This is a genomic window from Synechococcus sp. 1G10 (assembly GCF_002252625.1).
Classification (GTDB): domain Bacteria; phylum Cyanobacteriota; class Cyanobacteriia; order PCC-6307; family Cyanobiaceae; genus Regnicoccus_A.
In genome coordinates this window covers 101423-119901 of record NZ_NQKW01000005.1, presented here as the reverse complement: position 1 = coordinate 119901, position 18479 = coordinate 101423, and the positions used below count along the sequence as shown (strand labels likewise).

Genomic DNA, 18479 nt, shown 5'->3' with positions numbered 1-18479 from the left:
ACAGTCGCGCCTGTCTTCGGTGCCCACCATGGCCGTTCAGCTGGTTTCCACCCTTCGTCATGCCCTGAGGCAACTGGGCCTCCTGGCGCTCGCCGTGGTGCTCAGCTTCGGATTGGTGGCCTGCGATGGCGGCCAGGCCAAGAAACCCCCGAGCATCAGTCCCGCCGATCTGGCGATCATCCAGCGGCAGGCCGAGGGATTCCTGGCAGCCAAGGAACGGCTGCCCGAGCTGGCCTCACTGGTGAACGACAAGAACTGGGTGTTCACCAGGAATCTGATCCACGGACCCATGCAGGAAGTGGGCCGGGAAATGCTCTACATCAATCAGCGTCTTCTCCCCGCCGACCGCGTCGAAGCCACCGCCAGGGCCAACCAGCTCAAGAGCGCTCTGGCCGAGCTGGATGAGGCCGCACGCCTCCAGGACGGAGAACGGCTGCGTAAGGGCTACATCAAGGTGGCCAGGGGCTTCGGTTCCTACTCCGAGGTGCTCCCCGCCGCTGCGCTGCCCAGTGGCTCCGCAGCCTGAGCGCTTCCCAGCCACATCCTGAGCGTCCGGCCGAGCCTCGCTCGGTAGTGGTGATCGGCGCCGGCATCGTCGCCCTGGCCACGTCCTGGCTGCTTCAAGGCCGCGGCCATCGAGTGCGGCTGATCGCCCCTGACGCCCATGGGCCTGATCCGCAGGATTGCGGCAACGGCAGTGCCGCGGCCCTGGGGGTGTTGATGGCCCAGGTGTTCCAGCGCAGCAGGGGCCGCGCCTGGCACCTGCGCCAGGCCTCCCTGAGCCTCTGGACCCAGTGGCGCCAGCAGCTGAGCGGGCGTGGCTGGCCGATCCCCTTCCAGGCCGGCCTGCTTCTGCTGCCGCATGACATCGGCGACACCAAACGGCTGCGCCAGCTGCTGGAGGAACGCCAGGCCCTCGGTCTGCCCCTGAGCTGGTGGGAGCCATCTCGGCTGCAGGAGCTGGGTCTGAGCCTGGTTGAAACCGAGACCAACGCGGGTGGCCTCCACTCCGCCCAGGACGGACAGCTGGATCCCCTGGCCGCCATGGATGCTTTTCGCCGTGATGGCCTGCGGCAGGGCCTGGAGCTGCTCAGCGAGCGGGTGGTGGGGCTGGAGCGGCAGCCGGCAGGCTGGAGAGTGCAGGGCTGCTCAGGCGCGCAGGCCATCACGGCCGATTGGGTGGTGCTGGCAGCTGGCCTGGCCAGCGAAGGGCTTCTTGCCCCCCTCGGGCACCAGCGACCGCTGCAGCCCGTGCTCGGCCAGTGCCTGGAGCTGGCGACCAGCGCGCCGATCCGCTGGCCCTGCCCAGTGGTCTGGCAGGGGCTCAACCTGGTGCCTCGGCCAGGCGGGGGTCTCTGGCTGGGGGCGACCCTGGAGCCGGGGGATCAGGCCGACCCGGAGCTGCTGGGACCGATGCGACAGCTCGCCGGCAGGGTCCTGGGCTGCGACTGGCTGAGAGATGCGGCAGTGATCCGCCGCTGGCAGGGCCTGCGGGCGAGGCCCCTCGGTAGGCCGGCCCCGCTGCTGGAGCATCTGGAGCCTGGACTGCTGCTGCTGAGTGGTCACTACCGCAATGGAGTGCTGCTGGCACCGGCCTCTGCCCAGTGGGCCGTGGAGCAGATCGAAGGTTCCCTTACCTGTCGTTAACGAATTGGGGTAGACGGCTGGATAGCGTCACTGGGTGACTGCAGGCCCGAAGAGTTTTCTCCACACCATGAAACGAAGCCAGCCAAATTCCCTCGCCAAGGTCGGTACGGCCCTGGGTCTCAGCCTCAGCCTGGCCCTCTCCGCCTGCGGCGGTGGCGGCGGCGGCGGCGGGGCTCTCACCGGCAGCCTCAATGGAGCCGGAGCCTCCTTCCCGGCCTCGATCTATCAGCGCTGGTTCCAGGATCTGGCCAGCGAGGGCATCAACGTCAACTACCAATCGGTTGGATCAGGAGCTGGCGTTCGTCAGTTTGTGGCGGGTACCGTCGATTTCGGCGCCTCCGACGCGCCGATGAAGGCGGACGACATCGCCAAGGTCAAGCGAGGCGTGGTTCAGGTGCCGATGACGGCGGGCGCCATCGCCGTGGCCTACAACCTGCCGGGTTGTGATCTCAAGCTCAGCCAGGAGCAGGTGGTGGACGTGTTCCTCGGCAAGATCAAGAACTACAAGGATCTGGGCTGCGCGGACAAGCCGATCAACGTGGTGTACCGCTCCGATGGCTCCGGCACCACCTACAACTTCACCAACAGCCTGGCGGCCTTCAGCGACGAGTGGAAGAACGGACCCGGGGCAGCCAAATCGGTGGCCTGGCCCACCGGCGTGGGTGCCAAGGGTAATGAAGGAATCGCCGCCACCTTGAAGCAGACACCCGGCGGCATCGGCTATGTGGAAACCGCCTACGTACAGGGAGAACTGCAGGCGGCGGCCGTGCAGAACAAGAGCGGTGAGATGCTCAAACCCACGAACGAAACCGCCACTACGGCACTGGGCTCGATCGACATCGGTCCGGATCTGGTGGGAAGTGATCCGAATCCGGCAGCCGGCTACCCGATCGTGACCTTCACCTGGATCCTGCTCTACAAGAGCGGTAACGGTGACAAGACCGCGTTACTGCAGAAAGTGTTCGAGCACACCCTCTCTCCAAAGGCACAATCGCTGGCCCCCGAACTTGGTTACGTGAGCCTGCCCCCCGAAGTGGTGGCCCGGGCCAAGGAAGCCGTGGCCAGCATCGGCAAGTAATCCTCGCCAGTCGATCCCTACGGGACCTTTGACCGGTATCGGAGCAGAAAAAAGCCCTCTTTGCAATGCAAAGAGGGCTTTCCTGGTTGAGGCTATGGTCGACGACCGTGGCGGGCGACACCAAGAGACACCCGGCCACGATCACGACCCGTTCACTTGCTCTCGGTGAACTCCGCATCGATCACATCATCGGCACTGGGGCCTGAGGATGTGGCGCCGGCAGCACCGTTGCCGCCCGGTTCGGCACCAGGAGCACCGGCTTCAGCGCCGGCCTGCTGGTAGACCGAGGCCCCTACTTCATAGAGCTCCTTCTGAAGCTCCTCAAAGCGGGTCTTCATTGCCTCGTAGTCCTCCTTGTCGACAGCATCCTGGAGGTGCTGGCGCTTCTCATCCATCTTGGCTTTGACCTCCGCAGTGACCTTGTCGCCAAGATCGGTGAGTTGTTTCTCAGACTGATAGATGAGGGTTTCGGCCTGGTTCTTCAGGTCGATGCGCTCGCGCTTCTCCTTGTCGGCAGCCGAGTTGGCCTCAGCGTCCTTCACCATCTTCTCCACCTCGTTCTCGCTGAGGGTGGAGGCCCCGGTGATCGAGATGCTCTGCTCCTTGCCGCTGCCCTTGTCCTTGGCGGTGACGCTGAGGATACCGTTGGCGTCGATGTCGAAGGTGACTTCGATCTGGGGAACGCCGCGAGGTGCAGGCGGGATGCCATCGAGACGGAAGGTTCCCAGGCTCTTGTTGTCGGAGGCAAGCTCGCGCTCCCCCTGGAGCACGTGGATTTCCACATTGGTCTGACCATCCACAGCGGTGGAGTACACCTCGGCTTTCTTGGTGGGGATGGTGGTGTTGCGGGTGATCATCTTGGTCATCACGCCGCCCAGGGTTTCCACGCCCAGCGACAGCGGAGTGACATCGAGGAGAAGGATGTCCTTCACTTCACCGGCCAGCACACCTCCCTGAATGGCGGCACCAACGGCCACCACCTCATCGGGGTTGACCGTCTGGTTGGGGTCCTTGCCGGTGACCCGCTTGACCAGCTCAAGCACTGCGGGAATGCGGGTGGAACCACCCACCATCACCACCTCATCGAGCTCTGAGGAGGAGAGCTTGGCGTCCTTGAGAGCCTGCTCCACCGGAACCCGGCAGCGATCAATCAGCTTGGAGGCCAGCTCCTCGAACTTGGCCCGGGTGAGGGTGAGATCGAGGTGCTTGGGACCCTCGGGAGTGGCCGTGATGAACGGCAGGTTGATTTCGCTCTGGGTGGCGCTGGAGAGCTCGATCTTGGCCTTCTCGGCCGCCTCGGTCAGGCGCTGCAGGGCCTGCTTGTCCTGGCGCAGATCGATGCCTTCATTGGCTTTGAAGCTGGCGGCCAGATGATCGACGATCACCTTGTCGAAGTCGTCGCCGCCTAGGTGGGTGTCGCCACTGGTGGAGAGCACCTCGAACACGCCATCGCCCACTTCGAGCACCGAGACGTCGAAGGTGCCGCCGCCAAGGTCGAAGACCAGGATGCGCTCGTTGCTCTTCCGGTCGAGGCCGTAGGCAAGAGCAGCTGCCGTGGGCTCGTTGATGATGCGCAGCACTTCGAGGCCGGCGATCTTGCCGGCATCCTTGGTGGCCTGACGCTGGGAATCGTTGAAGTAGGCAGGCACCGTGATCACCGCCTGGGTGACGGTTTCACCGAGGTACTTACCGGCGTCATCGGCCAGCTTGCGCAGCACCTGGGCACTCACCTCTTCAGGCGCGAACTGCTTGTTCAGCACCGGGCACTTCACCTTGACATTGGCGCCCGCCTTCTCGACGCCATAGCTCACTTCCTTCGATTCCTCGTTCACCTCATCGACCCGACGGCCGATGAAGCGCTTCACCGAATAGAAGGTGTTCTCAGGGTTCATGACCGCCTGACGCTTGGCGATCTGGCCCACCAGTTGATCCTGGTTCTTGGTGTAAGCAACCACCGATGGGGTGGTGCGGAACCCTTCCGCATTGGCAATAACGGTGGGCTTGCCGCCCTCCATCACCGCCACGCAGCTGTTCGTGGTGCCAAGGTCAATGCCGACAACCTTACCCATGGGTTCTCACCTCCTTTGAATTGAATGTTCTGTCCCATGCATCTTCAGCAGCGGGGGCCACCGCAGGCGAGGTGTGGTTTCCGAACAGAGAGCGGGCGGGTGGCGGCCAGGCCCGTACATTTCGCTCCCGGCATCGCCCCAGAACCCAGCCGCCATGCCACTTGAGATCTCCGCCCGCACCTCGCTCGTGGCCGTTCTCGGCGATCCGGTGCGCCATTCCCTCTCGCCGGCGATGCACAACGCCGCCCTGCGGGAGCTGGGTCTCGACTGGATCTACCTGGCCCTGCCGGTGCAGGCCCTTGATCTGGCGGTGGTGGTGCGGGCCCTGGAGGCCATCGACTGTCGTGGACTGAACGTGACCCTGCCCCACAAGCGGGCGGTGGCGGAGCTGGCGGCGGAGCTCACCCCCCTGGCCCGGCGGGTCGGGGCCGTGAACACCCTGGTGCGACGTGAGGGCGGCGGCTGGCTGGGCACCAACACCGACGTGGAAGGGTTTCTCGCGCCGCTGCGAGCCGGCGTCGGCCAAGAAGCGGGTTCGGTGCCAGACCTGGCGGGGGGACGGGCCCTGGTGCTGGGCTGCGGCGGCAGCGCCCGGGCCGTGGTGGCGGCCCTGGTGGAGCTGGGACTGGAGCATATTCAGCTGGCCGGACGTCGGCCCGATGCCCTGGCGGCGTTCCTGGCGGAGTGCGGGTCATGGGCACCCCAGCTCAGCGGAGTGGCCTGGCCGGCGGCGGCCGATGGGCACGGCGACCTGCTGATGGCGCTGGCCGAGGCCGATCTGGTGGTGAACACCACGCCTGTGGGCATGGGAGCCAACGCCGGCGCCTGCCCTCTGGAGGCGGCTGACCTCGAAGCACTGCGCCCTGGCAGTCTGGTCTACGACCTGATCTACACACCCCGGCCAAGCCGCCTGCTGCTGGAGGCCCGCCAGCGGGGCTGCAGTGTGCTCGATGGCCTGGAAATGTTGGTGCAGCAGGGAGCCGCCGCCCTGAGGCTCTGGCTCTCAGCGCCGGGGCGCTCCGAAACCACGCCGCTGGCACTGCCGCTGGCGGCGATGCGCCAGGCCGCGCTCGATCAGCTCAGCAGCGCCTGATCACTGGCGGCAGGGGCTACCCCCCTAGCCTGAGCGCAATGCAGCCAACGCGCCCCGCATCCATGGAAGGCCCCCCGATCTGGCAACGGCTCCTGGCCGTGCTGGCCTATCTGCTCCCCTGGAGTGACGGGGTGCCCTTCGGTGAGGCCCTGTTCAGCCTGGTGCCGGCCCTGCAGTGGCTGGTGCTGCCGGCACTGCCGCTGATGGCCCTGCAGCAGCAGATTCCCTTCGGAGGGTTTCTGTTGTTCCTGATGCTGTTCCTGGCAGTGGTCCGCAATGCCCGGGTGCCTTATTTCATCCGCTTCAACGTGCTGCAGGCGATCCTGATCGACATCGTGCTGATCCTGCTCTCATTGGCCTTCAGCGTTCTGCTGCGCCCGCTGGGGGCAGGCTTTGCACTTCGCACCCTCAGCAACACCGTGTTCCTCGCCACCCTGCTGCTGGTGGTGTTCTCGGTGGTTCAGAGCATCCGTGGCCGTGAAGCCGACATCCCCACGGTCTCGGAAGCGGTGCGGATGCAGCTCTACTGACAGCAGGGGCGGCAGAGCGGAATCCGCAGGAGACCGGCAGGTAGGCTGGCCAATCCGTTGCTGGCAGCGCTCTGCCGCCGGCCTCCCAAGAGCCCATCACGGAGCCTCAGCCCCCATGTCGCAGAAGCCTTACTACGAAACCATGTACATCCTTCGTCCGGACATCCCGGAGGAAGAGGTGGAAACCCATGTGGCCAAGTACCGCGATCTGCTCACAGAAGCCGGCGCTGAAGTGCTGGATTGCCAGATGCGCGGCAAACGTCGGCTGGCCTACACGATTGCCAAGCACCGCGAAGGCATCTACGTGCAGCTCAACCACGACGGTGACGGGCAGCAGGTGGCCCTGCTTGAGCGCGCCATGCGCCTCAGCGAAGACGTGATCCGCTATCTCACCGTCAAGCAGGACGGGCCGCTGCCCACCCCCCGCAGCGCTCCTGCCGCCGCAGAACCGGTCACAGCCGAAAGCTGAACCAGCGGAAATCAACGAATCCCGCCCAACCTGGGGATGATGGATCCGCCATCAATCCTGGCCAACTGATGGTTGATGACCTCCCCAGGCCAGGAATCCCGCCAGTGCAGATTCCGGCCGACCTGCAGAGTCCAGAGCCAGATTCTGAGCCCACGGGGGATCGGCTCAGGAGCGCTCTGCGGGAGGCAACTCTGGAGCTGGAGGCCACCAAGGCTCAACTGTTGACCTGCCAGCAGGACCTGGAGCGGGCGAGACTTCAACTGGCCGATCTCGAGGAGCTGATAAGAGATCTGCCCCAGATCTTCGAGCGTAAATTTCACCAGCGCCTGCAGCCCCTGCTCGATCAGCAGCAGCTGCTGGCCCAGGACAATCACGCCCTCAGGGAGCAGGCAAGGCGCCTGTTGCCGCCGGCACCACCGCCTCCCCCACCAGTCCCTGAGCACGAGCTCAGACCAGCGCGAGGCGCAAGTCAGCAGGATGCTTTCGAGCCGTTGCGGGCCCTGCGGCAGCGCTGGCTAAGGCGTGGTCAGCCTCCCGCCTGAATCAACGCCGAGTCCCGCTGTCGGTTTTTCCTCAGGCCTGACGCCGGCTGGCCGCCCACAGCCGGGTCGGCATCCCCCACACGTAGATGAAGCCCTCTGCAGCCCGGTGATCGAAGCGATCGTCGCTGCCATAGGTGGCCATCGAGGGCACGTAAAGGCTGTCGCTGCTGCTGGAGCGGCCGATCACCACGGCATTGCCCTTGTGCAGCCGCAGACGCACCATGCCATTGACTGTGGCCTGGGTGCAATCCAGGAAACCATCGAGTGCCTGCTTGAGCGGGCCAAACCAGAGTCCCTGGTAGACGAGATCGGCCCAGCTGGATTCAATCTGGCGCTTGTAGCGCATTACGTCGGCGGCCAGGGTGAGGCTTTCGAGCTCCTGGTGGGCACGGATCAGCAACAGCAGACCAGGAGTTTCATAGATCTCCCTCGACTTGATCCCGACCACCCGGTTCTCGATGATGTCAAGGCGTCCGAAGCCATGGAGGCCGGCCAGCTCATTGGCACGGCGGATCACACTGACCGGATCGAGGCTGACGCCATCGATCGCGACGGGGTTGCCCTGCTCGAAAGCGATCTCCACCACCTGGGGCTCCTCAGGTGTGTCGCGGATCGAGCGGGTCATGGCAAAGACCTCTTCCGGAGGCTCCACCAGAGGATCCTCCAGCGGGCCGGCCTCGATGCTGCGGCCCAGCAGGTTGAGATCGATCGAATAGGGGTTTGCCTTGCTCACCGGGGCCGGAATGCCGCAGCGCTCGCCGTAGGCGATCGTTTCCTCCCGGCTCATGGCCCATTCCCGGGCCGGGGTCAGCACCTTCAGATCGGGAGCAAGGGCGCCGATCGCCACATCGAAGCGCACCTGATCATTGCCTTTGCCCGTGCAGCCATGGGCCACGGCATCAGCGCCCAGCTCCCGGGCCACCTCCACCAACCGGCGGGCGATCAAGGGCCGGGCCAGGGCCGTGGAGAGGGGATAGCGCCCCTCATAGAGGGCATTGGCACGGATGGCAGGGAAGGCGAACTCGCGGATGAAGGGATCGATCAGATCCCCCACGATCGACTGGCTGGCGCCGGAGTCGAGCGCCTTCTGGCGGATCGGCTCCAGCTCATCGCCCTGGCCGAGGTCGGCGGCGAAGGTGATCACCTCCTCCACGCCCCATTCCTGCTTCAGGTAGGGAATGCAGACACTGGTGTCCACCCCACCGGAGTAGGCGAGCACCACCCGTTTTGCCCTGGCGCCCTGCTCCTGTGCCATCCCCTCAGTCCTGTGCGTGCGAGCTGTTGCAGGATTGTCCCTTGTCACCGGCGCCAGCGGCTGGCGATCCAGACCCCCATCAGCAGTGGCGGGATGAGCACCAGTCCCCACACCTGCCAGGCCACCACGGGCAGGGGGTCGGGCCAGCGCTGGCCTGCCGACACCAGCAGAGCACTGATCAGCAGGGCCAGGCTCCAGCCCAGGACCAGCGTGGTGAGTTTGCCGGCAATCAAGGGAAGGATTCGAGCTGCTGGCTTATGGTGGTCGATCGGCGTCCAACGGTTGCACGCTTAACAGGCTTTCCATGAGCACCCTCGACAGCATCAACCCCTCGCTCACCCGCTACCGGCGGGATGAGCCGGCTCCGGTGCTACCCCTGCGGGATGAGCCCGATCTGCTCAGCTGGCTGGAGAGCAGTGGCCGCCTGGTGGCAGATGAGGAAACGGCAGCTCCGGATGTGAGCACGGTGGAAGAAGAGGAGCTTTCGGCTCTGATGGGCGAGAAGGAGGAGTACAACCAGGCCGATGAGCAGTCCGACGAGAACTGGGAGGACTGAGTCCTGACCTAAGGTCCGGCCGCATCGCCACAGCGCCGCGGCGGCGCCAGGAGTCTTGGCCCGAACAACCCAAATGCCGGCCCCAGCAGGGTCTCCAGCAACCCCAGCCGATGGTCGGCCGGGCGCCCTTTTGCTGGCCGCGGCCGTCCTGGTCGCCTGCGTGATCTTTGACCGCCTCAGCGGTGCTCCCCAGCTCACACCGCCCCTGCTGGTGGCCGCCCTGGTGAGCTGGGCGCTCTGCCACTGGGGGATTCCCCGGCTGCGGGTCCTGAAGCTCGGCCAGGTGATCCGGGAAGAGGGCCCCCAGGGCCACCACGGCAAGGCCGGAACGCCCACCATGGGTGGCTTGCTGGTGGTGCCGGTGGGGGTGATCGTGGGTGGGCTGGTCTCACCCGGTGATGACCGGCTGCTGGCGGTGGCGGCGATCACCCTGGCCTACCTGGCCATCGGCGGCATCGACGACTGGCGCAGTCTCACCCGCCAGACCAACACCGGACTGACCCCACCGGGCAAGCTGCTGCTGCAGGCCCTGGCTGCGGCCCTGTTCCTGGCCTTGGCCCAGTGGAACCTCTGGATCCGCCCGGATGTCTCCCTGGCCCTGGGCTGGGTGCTGCCCCTCGGACTGCTGATCCTGCCCCTGGGATTGTTCGTGTTCCTGGCGGAGAGCAACGCCACCAACCTCACCGACGGCCTTGATGGCCTGGCGGCAGGCTGCGGCGCCATCGTCTTCACCGGCTTCGGCGCCCAGCTGATGCTGCGGAGCTCTCTGGGGGATCCGGCCATGGCCGGTTTCTGCGCCGCCATGGCCGGGGCCTGGCTTGGGTTCCTGGCCCACAACCGCCACCCGGCCCGGGTGTTCATGGGCGACACCGGCTCTCTGGCAATGGGGGCGGCCCTGAGCGCGGTGGCCCTGCTCAGCGACAGCCTCTGGCCACTGTTGCTGATGGGAGGCGTGTTCCTGGCGGAATCGCTCTCGGTGATCCTGCAGGTGTGGGTGTTCAAGGCCACCAAGGGCCCCGATGGTCAGGGCCGTCGCCTGTTCCGCATGGCACCGCTGCACCATCATTACGAGCTGGGTGGCCTGCCCGAGCTGACGGTGGTGGTGCGCTTCTGGGGGGCCAGCGCCCTGCTGGTGCTGCTGGGATTGCTGTTGTTGCCCTGAGTGAATCCGCAGCAGAATTGAGGGGTGACTGAATCAACGGGAGTCTGAAGTGGCCTACTTCACCTGGAAGGAACAGGGTCTGACCGCCGACTGCGCCAGCCTCGAGGCCATGGCGGCCCGCTTCGAGGAGGCGGCGGCGCTGATGCGGCGCATGGCCGCTGAGGGGTTCAACCTGGAGCGGCACAGCGACGGGCAGCACATCACCCATCCCGATGAGGGCGTGTTCGAGGCCTATGGGTTCATCAGTGAGGAGCCGCCGGTGCGCCAGCTGGATCTGATCCCAGGAGGCTGAGCGGCTCCCGGGCCCTCAGCGACGCAGGTAGCCCACCACCCATACGGCCACAAACCCCAGCGAGGAGAGCACCAGGTAGATCAGGGCCCACTTCTGGAACGTGGCGATGTCCTGACCGAACACCAGTCCGGCATCGGCATCACCGGCGGTGGAGAAGGCGAACAGCAGGCTCTGCAAGACGGTCAGGCGCGGATGCCTTCTCTAGCAGGCTTTGCCGGGGGCGAAGATCGAGGCGAGATTTCCACTAGCCCCATGGCCGCCCCCTCCCTGCCGCGAACCCTGATGCTGCTGGGCAGCGGTGAACTGGGCAAGGAGGTGGCCATAGCCGCCCAGCGGCTGGGTTGCCGGGTGATCGCTGTCGACCGTTACCCCGGCGCGCCGGCGATGCAGGTGGCCGATCAGGCGGAGGTGATCGCCATGACCGACCCGGAGGCTCTCAAGGCCGTCGTGAGGCGCCACCGCCCCGATCTGGTTATCCCGGAAATCGAGGCCCTGGCGGTGGACGCCCTTGCTGAGGTCGAAGCGGAGGGGATCACGGTGATTCCCACCGCACGGGCCACGGCGATGACCATGAACCGCGACCGGATCCGGGATCTGGCCGCCGGCAAGCTCGGCCTGCGCACAGCCCGGTTCGCCTACGCCGAAAGTGCCGAGGAACTGATGGCCGTGGCGGCTCCCCTGGGCTGGCCCGTGGTGGTCAAGCCAGTGATGAGCTCCTCCGGCAAGGGCCAGAGCGTGGTGCATTCAGAGCACGGCCTTGCCGCCGCCTGGCAGGCGGCCCTCGACGGGGCCAGGGGCGCCGGCTCCTGCGTGATCGTGGAGGAGTTCCAGCCCTTCGAGCTGGAGATCACCCTGCTCACCGTCAGGCCCTGGTCGGGCCCCACCCTCTTCTGCCCGCCGATCGGCCATCTGCAGGAGCGCGGCGACTACCAATGCAGCTGGCAGCCGGCCGCTCTGGGGGAAGCACAGCTGGCGGCCGCCCAGGCCATGGCCCTGGCCGTCACCGACGAGCTGGGGGGCGCCGGGCTGTTCGGGGTCGAGTTCTTCCTCTGCGGCGAGCCCGGCCGGGAGGAGGTGGTCTTCTCCGAGCTCTCCCCCCGCCCCCACGACACAGGCCTCGTCACGCTGATGGGGCAAAACCTGAGCGAATTCGAGCTGCACCTCCGCGCGGTGCTGGGCCTGCCGATCCCGGTCATCCGCTCCAGCTCCGCCGCCGCCAGCCGGGTGATCCTGGCGGATCAGACCCTCGACACCGTGGCCTACACCGGTGTGGCCGAGGCCCTGGCGGAACCAGGCACCCAGGTGCTGCTCTTCGGCAAACCCAACGCCCGCCCCAATCGCCGCATGGGGGTTGCCCTGGCGACCGGAACGGACGTGGCCGAGGCGCGGGCTCTGGCTGATCGTGCTGCCGGGAAAATCACCGTGGTGGCGGCGGGCTGAGCCGTGTTGCCCACTGGCCACTAGCTCTTTTGGGATTTATGGTGCGCCCGTAAGGATTCCCCATGTCCCAGGCCCAGCGACGCCCCAACCATTCAAGCTCCGGCAAGGGCGACGCTGCCAATCAGGCTGAGCGAGCGGCGGCCACCGTGATCGCCCTCAACCGCCGCCAGGGGCACGGCACTGCCACAACTAAGCCTATTGGTCTGCTCAGGCGTGTCCTGCGGCCGGCCATCCTGCTGGCCTTCGCCAGCGGCATCGGCCTTGGCTATGGATTGGCGGGCCCACTGCCACAGCTGATCGCTCCTGCCCTGGCGGCCCTGAGCCGCATGGCGCCAACGCTGGGCAAGCTGGTGCCGCCTCTCCCCATCGATCAGCACCGCATCCTGATCCTGGGCTCCGACCAGATCAGCGGCAGCACGGATGTGATGGTGGTCGCCGACATCCACGACGGCACCACCAAGCTCACCCAGGTGCCGCGGGACACCTTCATCGAATCCAGTCGCTTCGGGGTGCTCAAGGCCAACGCCCTCTACGCCTCCGGTGGGTTGGAAGCCGTCAAGGAGGAGCTCACCGGCCTGCTGGGAACCCCGGTGGACCGTTACCTGCTGGTGAATCTCGACGCGGTCCAGAACCTCGCCGAGGCCCTGGGGGGTGTCGAGGTGGATGTGCCCAAACGGATGTACTACACCGACACCCGCCAGGGTCTCTACATCGATCTCTACCCCGGCGTGCAGTTACTCAAGGGGAAAGACCTGGAGGGTTTCCTGCGCTTCCGCAATGACGAGCTGGGCGACATCGGCCGGATGGAACGCCAGCAGCTGGTGATCCGCGAGGTGTTCCGCAAACTGGCCCAGCCCAGCTCCGTGACCCGCCTGCCTGAGCTGCTCAGGATCGCCGGCAACGACCTCAGCACCGATCTCTCGCCGCTGGAGCTGGGGAATCTGATCAGCAAGCTGGGCAGCACCAGGCTCAGCACGACGCGGCTGGCGGGCCGGCTCTACTGGCACGACGACCTGAGCTACTGGATGCCGGACCTGAACACAAGCCACTCCGCCTCGCTGGAAGCGGAATCTGGAGATGCAAACGCCCTCGAGACGAACGACATGCGCTGAGGCTCCGGTTTTCAGGCTTCAGTCTCAGGGCGATCCCAGCTGATCTCGGGAGACCACCACCAGGGGCATGGCCGCATCACCCCAGCCGCTGGCAGGAAGCAGTTCAGGAGCGTTCGGCCCTGGGGCGGCGGCGGCACCGGCCGAGAAGGCGCCATTCACCCAGGCCAGGAGCAGGCCACGCAGGGCACCACCGTCTTCGGCGTAGGTAGAACCAAGGTTGAAGTGGTCGCCGCCCTGGGCGAGCACGAGGCGATGGCCACCGCCCAATCCCCTGGCATTGGACTGCATCGGCGTGATCGCCTCCGGCCCGGCCGGCACCACCCAGTCACGGCTGCCACTGACCAGCAACACCCGGGCGTTCATGGCGCGGGCGGCACCGGTGTTGAACAGCAGCGACATCGGCGGACTCACCGCCACCACCGCCTTGACCCGGGGATCGGCCAGGCCAGCATTGTCGACCGCACTGATGAAACTGCACTGCAGCACCCAGCTGAGATTGCGGGAGGGATCCTTGACGTCCTTGCAGCGTTCGTTCAGGCGCACCGCACTGGGCTGCAGACCGGCAAGCTGCAAGACGGTGGTGGCACCCCAGGACTGACCCAGCACCGCGACGAAGTCGGTGTTGAGACCGGTTGGCAGCCCCAGCTTGCCGGAGGCCACCCCATCAATCAAAGACGACACATCCAGGGGCCGCAACTTGAGCTCGGCTGGGTCCGGTGGTGGCACCTTGCCGGAGAGCATGGCCTGTTGCTGGGATTGATCGCTGCCGGGATGGAAGGGCATCAGCACCGTGTAGCCATTGCTGGCCAGATGCTTCGCCCAGCCCTCGAAGCTCAGCGGACTGTCCCAGAGCCCGTGGGAGATCAGCACAAGGCGGCCATTGGCCTGTCGGCTCGGGGCGATCACCACCAGCCGCAGCGGCTCGGGGCGATGGCTCACCACCAGGCTCGTCTCCCGGCGTTCCACCGGAAGGGGGCCAGGCTTGCTGAGGGCAGGATCCACCGTTGCCGCAGGGGTGGCGGCGATCAGGCGGTCCGCCGGTTTCTGCTGCGAGGCGAGACGCCGCACGGCAAACAGGGCCACCTCCAGGTCCACCGATGCGGTCTGGCCAGGCAGGGCCTGCAAGACATTGAGCATGGTGAGCGGCCCTTTGGCAGCAGCCCGGTCCAGCACAGCAGAGATTTCCTGGCCATTGAGATTGGCAGGCAGCCCATCGATTCCACCGATGGCCGACACCAGCAGCAGGGCCTGGTTCAGCAGAGCCGAACCCGCCACCTGACCCAAAACCTCCTTGCTTCGCAGCGGCAGGCGATAGTCGAGGAACACCCCAAGCTTCCGGCCCACCGCCCCATTGGTGGCCTGATCCAGTTCGGCCAGATCACTGTTGCCGCTCAACAGGCCGCCGGGTTTCTGGAATTCCGAGAGCTTGATGGTGAAGCTGGTGTCCAGCAGCGGTAAACGCAGATCGATCCGCTCGAGGGCGGCCGCCGGCCGCGACAATCCCCCAATCGAGGCGAGTAGCGCTGCTGTGACGACGAGCCAGGGAGCTGGAAACGGAAAGCTGGACGCGCGCACGTCGGGTTGGCGTAATCCCACCATGATCTCCGATTGGATCACCGATTGGCAGATCACAAGCCAACCCCCTCAACCGGGCCGCCAGGCAACCGCTTTAACTGGATCAACTTGAAAGCATCGTATGAACCGCCTCGCCCTGCTGACCCTGACGGCATCCCTTCTGGTCAGCGGCGGAGCTGGCGGCGCCGTGGCCGCCGAGCGCTGCACCTTTCTCCAGCCCATCGGCGGCACCGGCACAACGCCGATCGTCACGAAGCGCGTGCAACGACCACGGCTGTCCCCACTCGGCATGGTGCTGGGCCAGACCAACTGGAACACCGATTTCAGCGTGGATCAGCCCTACAGCAACTTCAAGTTCTTCTTCACGGCTGTGTCCTCTGACGCCGCAGCCAAGTATCCGGTGGAAGGGTTCATGAAGTTCAACGATGGCTCCAGCCTCCAGGTCATCAATGAGCTGATGACACCCCCAATCGGCACGGGCCGGATGTTCGGCCCCTTCCCAGCGATTGCCGGCAAGCAGGCCAGCCAGATGAATTTCAAGGTGGGCTCCAGCTCTGACCCGGACTCCACGGGCTTCAGCTATCGCATTTCCGTTCAGGGCTGCCGCTGACGCCTGGGATCAGGCCGTCGCCGCAGCCGAGGCGGGATGCTGCGCCAGCACCTGGCGGAGGTAACGACCTGTGTGGCTGGTGGGGTGCTCAGCCACCTGCTCAGGGGTTCCCGCCACCACGATCTCGCCACCTTTGTTGCCCCCCTCGGGCCCAAGATCAATCAGCCAGTCAGCACAGCGGATCACATCGAGGTTGTGCTCGATCACCACGATCGAATTGCCCTTGTCCACCAGCCGCTGCATCACGTCCATGAGTTTATGGACGTCGTAGAAACTCAATCCGGTGGTGGGCTCGTCGATCAGGTAGAGGGTCTTGCCGGTAGCGCGCTTGGAGAGTTCGGTGGCCAGCTTCACCCGCTGGGCCTCACCGCCGGAGAGGGTGGGGGCCGGCTGGCCCAGTTTGATGTAACCCAGGCCCACGTCCACCAGGGTGCGCAGACGGTCCGCAGCCTGGGGGATGGCGGAGAACACATCAGCGGCCTGCTCCACCGTCATCTGCAGCACTTCGGCGATGTTGAAGCCCTTGTAAGCCACCTGGAGAGTTTCGCGGTTGTAGCGGGCCCCCTTGCAGACATCGCACTGCACGTACACATCGGGAAGGAAGTTCATCTCGATCACGTTCACACCCTGGCCACTGCAGGCCTCGCAGCGACCTCCTTTGACGTTGAAGCTGAACTGACCCACCTGATACCCGCGGGCCTTGGCCTCCACAGTGGCGGCGAACACCTGGCGGATCGGATCAAAGGCGCCGGTGTAGGTGGCCGGGTTGGAGCGGGGGGTGCGACCGATCGGGCTCTGGTCGATCACGATCACCTTGTCGACCGACTGGATACCGCGTAGCTCCTCCATGCCAGAGGGGAAGGGCACCCGCATCCCGAGCTTGTGCTCCAGCGCTGGATGCAGAAGCTCATTCACCAGGGTGCTCTTGCCGCTGCCACTGACCCCGGTGACAGCCACGAGACGACCGAGGGGAATGTCGATGTCAAGGCCCTGGAGGTTGTTGCGGCGACAGTTGACCAGGGTGAGCTTGCGGCTGCCGGAAGCGCGCCGTTCAGCCGGGGTGGGAATGGCGAGGCGTCCGCTGAGATAGGCGCCGGTGAGCGACTCCTCGGCCTCCAGCAGGTTCTGCAGGGACCCTTCCGCCACGATGTGGCCCCCATGAACACCAGCTCCGGGGCCGATGTCGACGAGGTGGTCGGCGGCACGGATCGTGTCCTCGTCGTGCTCCACCACGATCAGGGTGTTGCCCAGATCGCGCAGTTTGAAGAGCGTGTTCAGCAGGCGATCGTTGTCACGCTGGTGCAGGCCGATGCTGGGTTCATCCAGCACGTAGAGCACGCCGGTGAGGCCGGCGCCGATCTGGGTGGCCAGGCGGATGCGCTGGGCCTCACCGCCCGAGAGCGTCATGGCCGGCCGATCGAGGCTGAGGTAATCGAGGCCCACATCCAGCAGGAACCTGAGCCGCATGCGGATCTCGCGCAGCACCAGGTCACCGATCTGGATCTGGCGAGGTGTGAGCAGGGGCTTGGCCCCCTCTGCCAGCCCCATCAGAGCCTCGATCCGCTCAAGGGTTTCGGCCACGCTCACGGCGGTGAGCTCATGGATGGCATAGGGCCCCACCCGGACCGCCAGGGCCTCGGGCCGCAGGCGCAGCCCCTGGCAGGTGCCACAGGGCACCATCTCAAGGTACTGCTCCAGTTTCTGGCGCACCGACTCGCCACTGGCGTCGCGCAACTGGCGCTCGAGGATCGGCAGGATTCCCTCAAACGGCCTCTGGTAGGTCTGACTCTTGCGGTAGCGGCTGTCGGCCTGAATCTCGATGGGCTGCTCGCTGCCATGGAGCACCACCTGGCGCTGCTCATCGCTGAGCTGGTTCCAGGGGGTCTTGATCTCGAAGCCGAAGGCCTCGCCCACGCTGAAAAGCAAGGAGAAGTAATAGCTGTTGTCCTTCTCACTCCAGGGGGCGATCGCCGCATACACCGGCAGGGAGGGGTCGGGCACCACTCTCTCAAGGGTGAACCGGCGCAGATGTCCGATGCCATGGCAGTCGGGGCATGCGCCATAGGGGCTGTTGAACGAAAACAGCCGGGGCGAGAGCTCCTCCATCACCGCGCCATGCACAGGGCAGGCGAAATTCTCGGAATAAAGCCGTTCTCGATCGATGCCTTCGGGTAACTCCTCACCGGCCTTGGGCACCACCTCCACCAGGGCCAGACCATCGCCGCGCTTGAGACAGGTGCGCAGGGAATCGGTCAGCCGCTCGTTGATGCCTTCGCGCGCCACCAGCCGGTCGACCACCACTTCGATGTTGTGGGCATGGTTCTTGTCGAGCTCGATGTTGTCGGACAGCTCTCTGACCTCACCGTTGATGCGCACCCGGGCGAAGCCCTCGGCCACCAGACCGGAGAGCAGCTTGGTGTGGGTGCCCTTCTTGCCCCGCACCACCGGAGCCAGCAACTGGTAGCGGGTGCCCTCCGGCAGGGTGGCGATCCGATCGACCATCTCGTCGATGCTCTCGGGCCGGATCGAGCGGTTGCACTGGGGGCAATGGGGCTCACCGGCACGTCCGAACAGCAGCCTCAGGTAGTCCTGGATCTCGGTGACGGTGCCCACCGTGGAGCGGGGATTGTGACTGGTGGATTTCTGATCGATCGAAATCGCCGGTGACAGCCCCTCGATCGCATCGACGTCGGGCTTGTCCACCTGACCGAGAAACTGGCGCGCATAGGCGGAAAGGCTTTCCACGTAGCGACGCTGACCCTCGGCGAAGATCGTGTCGAAAGCGAGCGAGCTCTTGCCGCTACCGCTGACGCCGGTGAAAACCACCAGCCGGTTACGCGGCAGGGTGAGATCAACGTTGCGCAGGTTGTGCTGACGGGCGCCACGCACCCGGATCACATCCTCGAGAGTGCCACCACTGAGCATGGCGCTGGGATCTAGCCCGGAGGCCGTGGCCAGGGTGGACAGGGCCTCGGGACCTCCTCCATTCGTGGCGAGGCTCTTGGATCCGGAGCCGGATCTGGCGCGGGGCATTCAGTCACCCTGACAA

19 protein-coding genes are annotated in these 18479 nt (G+C 65.7%); 13 read left to right on the top strand and 6 right to left on the bottom strand.

Annotation, left to right across the window (positions count from 1 at the left end; translation table 11 throughout):
- Window positions 1-28: 28 nt before the first annotated feature.
- From psbQ to pstS, 3 genes are all read left to right on the top strand, one after another.
- Window positions 29-526, top strand: coding sequence for a photosystem II protein PsbQ (gene psbQ, locus CJZ82_RS06215; RefSeq protein ID WP_094555013.1), 498 nt, complete (start codon window positions 29-31; stop codon window positions 524-526).
- Window positions 527-573: 47 nt separating this feature from the next.
- A complete protein-coding gene (locus CJZ82_RS06210; RefSeq protein WP_158218491.1) occupies window positions 574-1647 on the top strand; it encodes an FAD-binding oxidoreductase in 1074 nt (357 codons plus the stop codon).
- Between the two features lie 67 nt (window positions 1648-1714).
- Entirely contained in the window at window positions 1715-2725 is a 1011-nt protein-coding gene (gene pstS, locus CJZ82_RS06205) for a phosphate ABC transporter substrate-binding protein PstS (RefSeq protein WP_094554935.1), read from the top strand.
- Between the two features lie 152 nt (window positions 2726-2877).
- On the opposite strand, the gene dnaK is transcribed toward pstS, so the two are convergent.
- A complete protein-coding gene (dnaK, locus tag CJZ82_RS06200) occupies window positions 2878-4794 on the bottom strand; it encodes a molecular chaperone DnaK (protein WP_094554934.1) in 1917 nt (638 codons plus the stop codon).
- A 154-nt stretch (window positions 4795-4948) separates the two neighbouring features.
- On the opposite strand from dnaK, the gene CJZ82_RS06195 reads away from it, so the two are divergent.
- The 4 genes from CJZ82_RS06195 to CJZ82_RS17695 all read left to right on the top strand — a co-directional run bounded on the left by CJZ82_RS06195 (window position 4949) and on the right by CJZ82_RS17695 (window position 7428).
- Window positions 4949-5887 (top strand): shikimate dehydrogenase, encoded by a 939-nt coding sequence (locus CJZ82_RS06195; protein ID WP_094554933.1) that lies wholly within the window; start codon window positions 4949-4951, stop codon window positions 5885-5887.
- Between the two features lie 38 nt (window positions 5888-5925).
- Window positions 5926-6417 (top strand): Tic20 family protein, encoded by a 492-nt coding sequence (locus tag CJZ82_RS06190; RefSeq protein ID WP_255380785.1) that lies wholly within the window; start codon window positions 5926-5928, stop codon window positions 6415-6417.
- A gap of 115 nt (window positions 6418-6532) precedes the next feature.
- On the top strand, window positions 6533-6886 hold the full coding sequence (gene rpsF / locus CJZ82_RS06185; protein ID WP_094554931.1) for a 30S ribosomal protein S6: 354 nt from the start codon (window positions 6533-6535) through the stop codon (window positions 6884-6886).
- A 68-nt stretch (window positions 6887-6954) separates the two neighbouring features.
- On the top strand, window positions 6955-7428 hold the full coding sequence (locus tag CJZ82_RS17695; RefSeq protein ID WP_143593546.1) for a hypothetical protein: 474 nt from the start codon (window positions 6955-6957) through the stop codon (window positions 7426-7428).
- Window positions 7429-7459: 31 nt separating this feature from the next.
- Here the strand turns inward: CJZ82_RS17695 and CJZ82_RS06175 are convergent, their stop codons facing one another.
- Window positions 7460-8683 (bottom strand): argininosuccinate synthase, encoded by a 1224-nt coding sequence (locus CJZ82_RS06175; protein WP_094554929.1) that lies wholly within the window; start codon window positions 8681-8683, stop codon window positions 7460-7462.
- Window positions 8684-8727: 44 nt separating this feature from the next.
- Complete coding sequence (locus tag CJZ82_RS06170) at window positions 8728-8916, bottom strand: hypothetical protein (RefSeq protein WP_094554928.1); 189 nt, start codon at window positions 8914-8916, stop codon at window positions 8728-8730.
- A gap of 71 nt (window positions 8917-8987) precedes the next feature.
- Here CJZ82_RS06170 and CJZ82_RS06165 point away from each other — a divergent pair, with 71 nt between their 5' ends.
- From CJZ82_RS06165 to CJZ82_RS06155, 3 genes are all read left to right on the top strand, one after another.
- Entirely contained in the window at window positions 8988-9239 is a 252-nt protein-coding gene (locus CJZ82_RS06165; RefSeq protein ID WP_006172708.1) for a DUF3134 domain-containing protein, read from the top strand.
- 73 nt (window positions 9240-9312) lie between these two features.
- Window positions 9313-10401, top strand: a complete 1089-nt coding sequence (mraY, locus tag CJZ82_RS06160; protein ID WP_094554927.1) for a phospho-N-acetylmuramoyl-pentapeptide-transferase — start codon at window positions 9313-9315, stop codon at window positions 10399-10401.
- A gap of 49 nt (window positions 10402-10450) precedes the next feature.
- Window positions 10451-10693 (top strand): hypothetical protein, encoded by a 243-nt coding sequence (locus tag CJZ82_RS06155; protein WP_094554926.1) that lies wholly within the window; start codon window positions 10451-10453, stop codon window positions 10691-10693.
- Window positions 10694-10708: 15 nt separating this feature from the next.
- Here CJZ82_RS06155 and CJZ82_RS06150 read toward each other — a convergent pair whose 3' ends face one another.
- A complete protein-coding gene (locus CJZ82_RS06150) occupies window positions 10709-10870 on the bottom strand; it encodes a cytochrome B6 (protein WP_094554925.1) in 162 nt (53 codons plus the stop codon).
- Between the two features lie 75 nt (window positions 10871-10945).
- Here CJZ82_RS06150 and purT point away from each other — a divergent pair, with 75 nt between their 5' ends.
- Window positions 10946-12133 carry a formate-dependent phosphoribosylglycinamide formyltransferase gene (purT, locus tag CJZ82_RS06145; RefSeq protein ID WP_094554924.1) on the top strand — a complete coding sequence of 396 codons (1188 nt, stop codon included), beginning with the start codon at window positions 10946-10948 and terminating at the stop codon, window positions 12131-12133.
- A gap of 62 nt (window positions 12134-12195) precedes the next feature.
- A complete protein-coding gene (locus CJZ82_RS06140; RefSeq protein WP_094554923.1) occupies window positions 12196-13245 on the top strand; it encodes an LCP family protein in 1050 nt (349 codons plus the stop codon).
- Between the two features lie 24 nt (window positions 13246-13269).
- Here CJZ82_RS06140 and CJZ82_RS06135 read toward each other — a convergent pair whose 3' ends face one another.
- Window positions 13270-14844, bottom strand: a complete 1575-nt coding sequence (locus CJZ82_RS06135; RefSeq protein ID WP_094555012.1) for an alpha/beta fold hydrolase — start codon at window positions 14842-14844, stop codon at window positions 13270-13272.
- A gap of 97 nt (window positions 14845-14941) precedes the next feature.
- Between CJZ82_RS06135 and CJZ82_RS06130 the strand changes: the two genes are divergently transcribed.
- On the top strand, window positions 14942-15430 hold the full coding sequence (locus CJZ82_RS06130) for a hypothetical protein (RefSeq protein WP_094554922.1): 489 nt from the start codon (window positions 14942-14944) through the stop codon (window positions 15428-15430).
- Between the two features lie 9 nt (window positions 15431-15439).
- Here CJZ82_RS06130 and uvrA read toward each other — a convergent pair whose 3' ends face one another.
- On the bottom strand, window positions 15440-18355 hold the full coding sequence (gene uvrA / locus CJZ82_RS06125; RefSeq protein ID WP_094555011.1) for an excinuclease ABC subunit UvrA: 2916 nt from the start codon (window positions 18353-18355) through the stop codon (window positions 15440-15442).
- Between the last annotated feature and the right edge of the window lie 124 nt (window positions 18356-18479).

What these genes read in the sequence shown, in the direction of transcription:
- psbQ (WP_094555013.1), top strand. Translation starts at nt 29, where the DNA reads ATGGCCGTTCAGCTGGTTTCCACCCTTCGTCATGCCCTGAGGCAACTG.
- pstS (WP_094554935.1), top strand. Translation starts at nt 1,715, where the DNA reads ATGAAACGAAGCCAGCCAAATTCCCTCGCCAAGGTCGGTACGGCCCTG.
- dnaK (WP_094554934.1), bottom strand. Translation starts at nt 4,794, where the DNA reads ATGGGTAAGGTTGTCGGCATTGACCTTGGCACCACGAACAGCTGCGTG.
- CJZ82_RS06195 (WP_094554933.1), top strand. Translation starts at nt 4,949, where the DNA reads ATGCCACTTGAGATCTCCGCCCGCACCTCGCTCGTGGCCGTTCTCGGC.
- CJZ82_RS06190 (WP_255380785.1), top strand. Translation starts at nt 5,926, where the DNA reads ATGCAGCCAACGCGCCCCGCATCCATGGAAGGCCCCCCGATCTGGCAA.
- rpsF (WP_094554931.1), top strand. Translation starts at nt 6,533, where the DNA reads ATGTCGCAGAAGCCTTACTACGAAACCATGTACATCCTTCGTCCGGAC.
- CJZ82_RS17695 (WP_143593546.1), top strand. Translation starts at nt 6,955, where the DNA reads ATGGTTGATGACCTCCCCAGGCCAGGAATCCCGCCAGTGCAGATTCCG.
- CJZ82_RS06175 (WP_094554929.1), bottom strand. Translation starts at nt 8,683, where the DNA reads ATGGCACAGGAGCAGGGCGCCAGGGCAAAACGGGTGGTGCTCGCCTAC.
- CJZ82_RS06165 (WP_006172708.1), top strand. Translation starts at nt 8,988, where the DNA reads ATGAGCACCCTCGACAGCATCAACCCCTCGCTCACCCGCTACCGGCGG.
- mraY (WP_094554927.1), top strand. Translation starts at nt 9,313, where the DNA reads ATGCCGGCCCCAGCAGGGTCTCCAGCAACCCCAGCCGATGGTCGGCCG.
- purT (WP_094554924.1), top strand. Translation starts at nt 10,946, where the DNA reads ATGGCCGCCCCCTCCCTGCCGCGAACCCTGATGCTGCTGGGCAGCGGT.
- CJZ82_RS06140 (WP_094554923.1), top strand. Translation starts at nt 12,196, where the DNA reads ATGTCCCAGGCCCAGCGACGCCCCAACCATTCAAGCTCCGGCAAGGGC.
- CJZ82_RS06135 (WP_094555012.1), bottom strand. Translation starts at nt 14,844, where the DNA reads ATGGTGGGATTACGCCAACCCGACGTGCGCGCGTCCAGCTTTCCGTTT.
- CJZ82_RS06130 (WP_094554922.1), top strand. Translation starts at nt 14,942, where the DNA reads ATGAACCGCCTCGCCCTGCTGACCCTGACGGCATCCCTTCTGGTCAGC.
- uvrA (WP_094555011.1), bottom strand. Translation starts at nt 18,355, where the DNA reads ATGCTCAGTGGTGGCACTCTCGAGGATGTGATCCGGGTGCGTGGCGCC.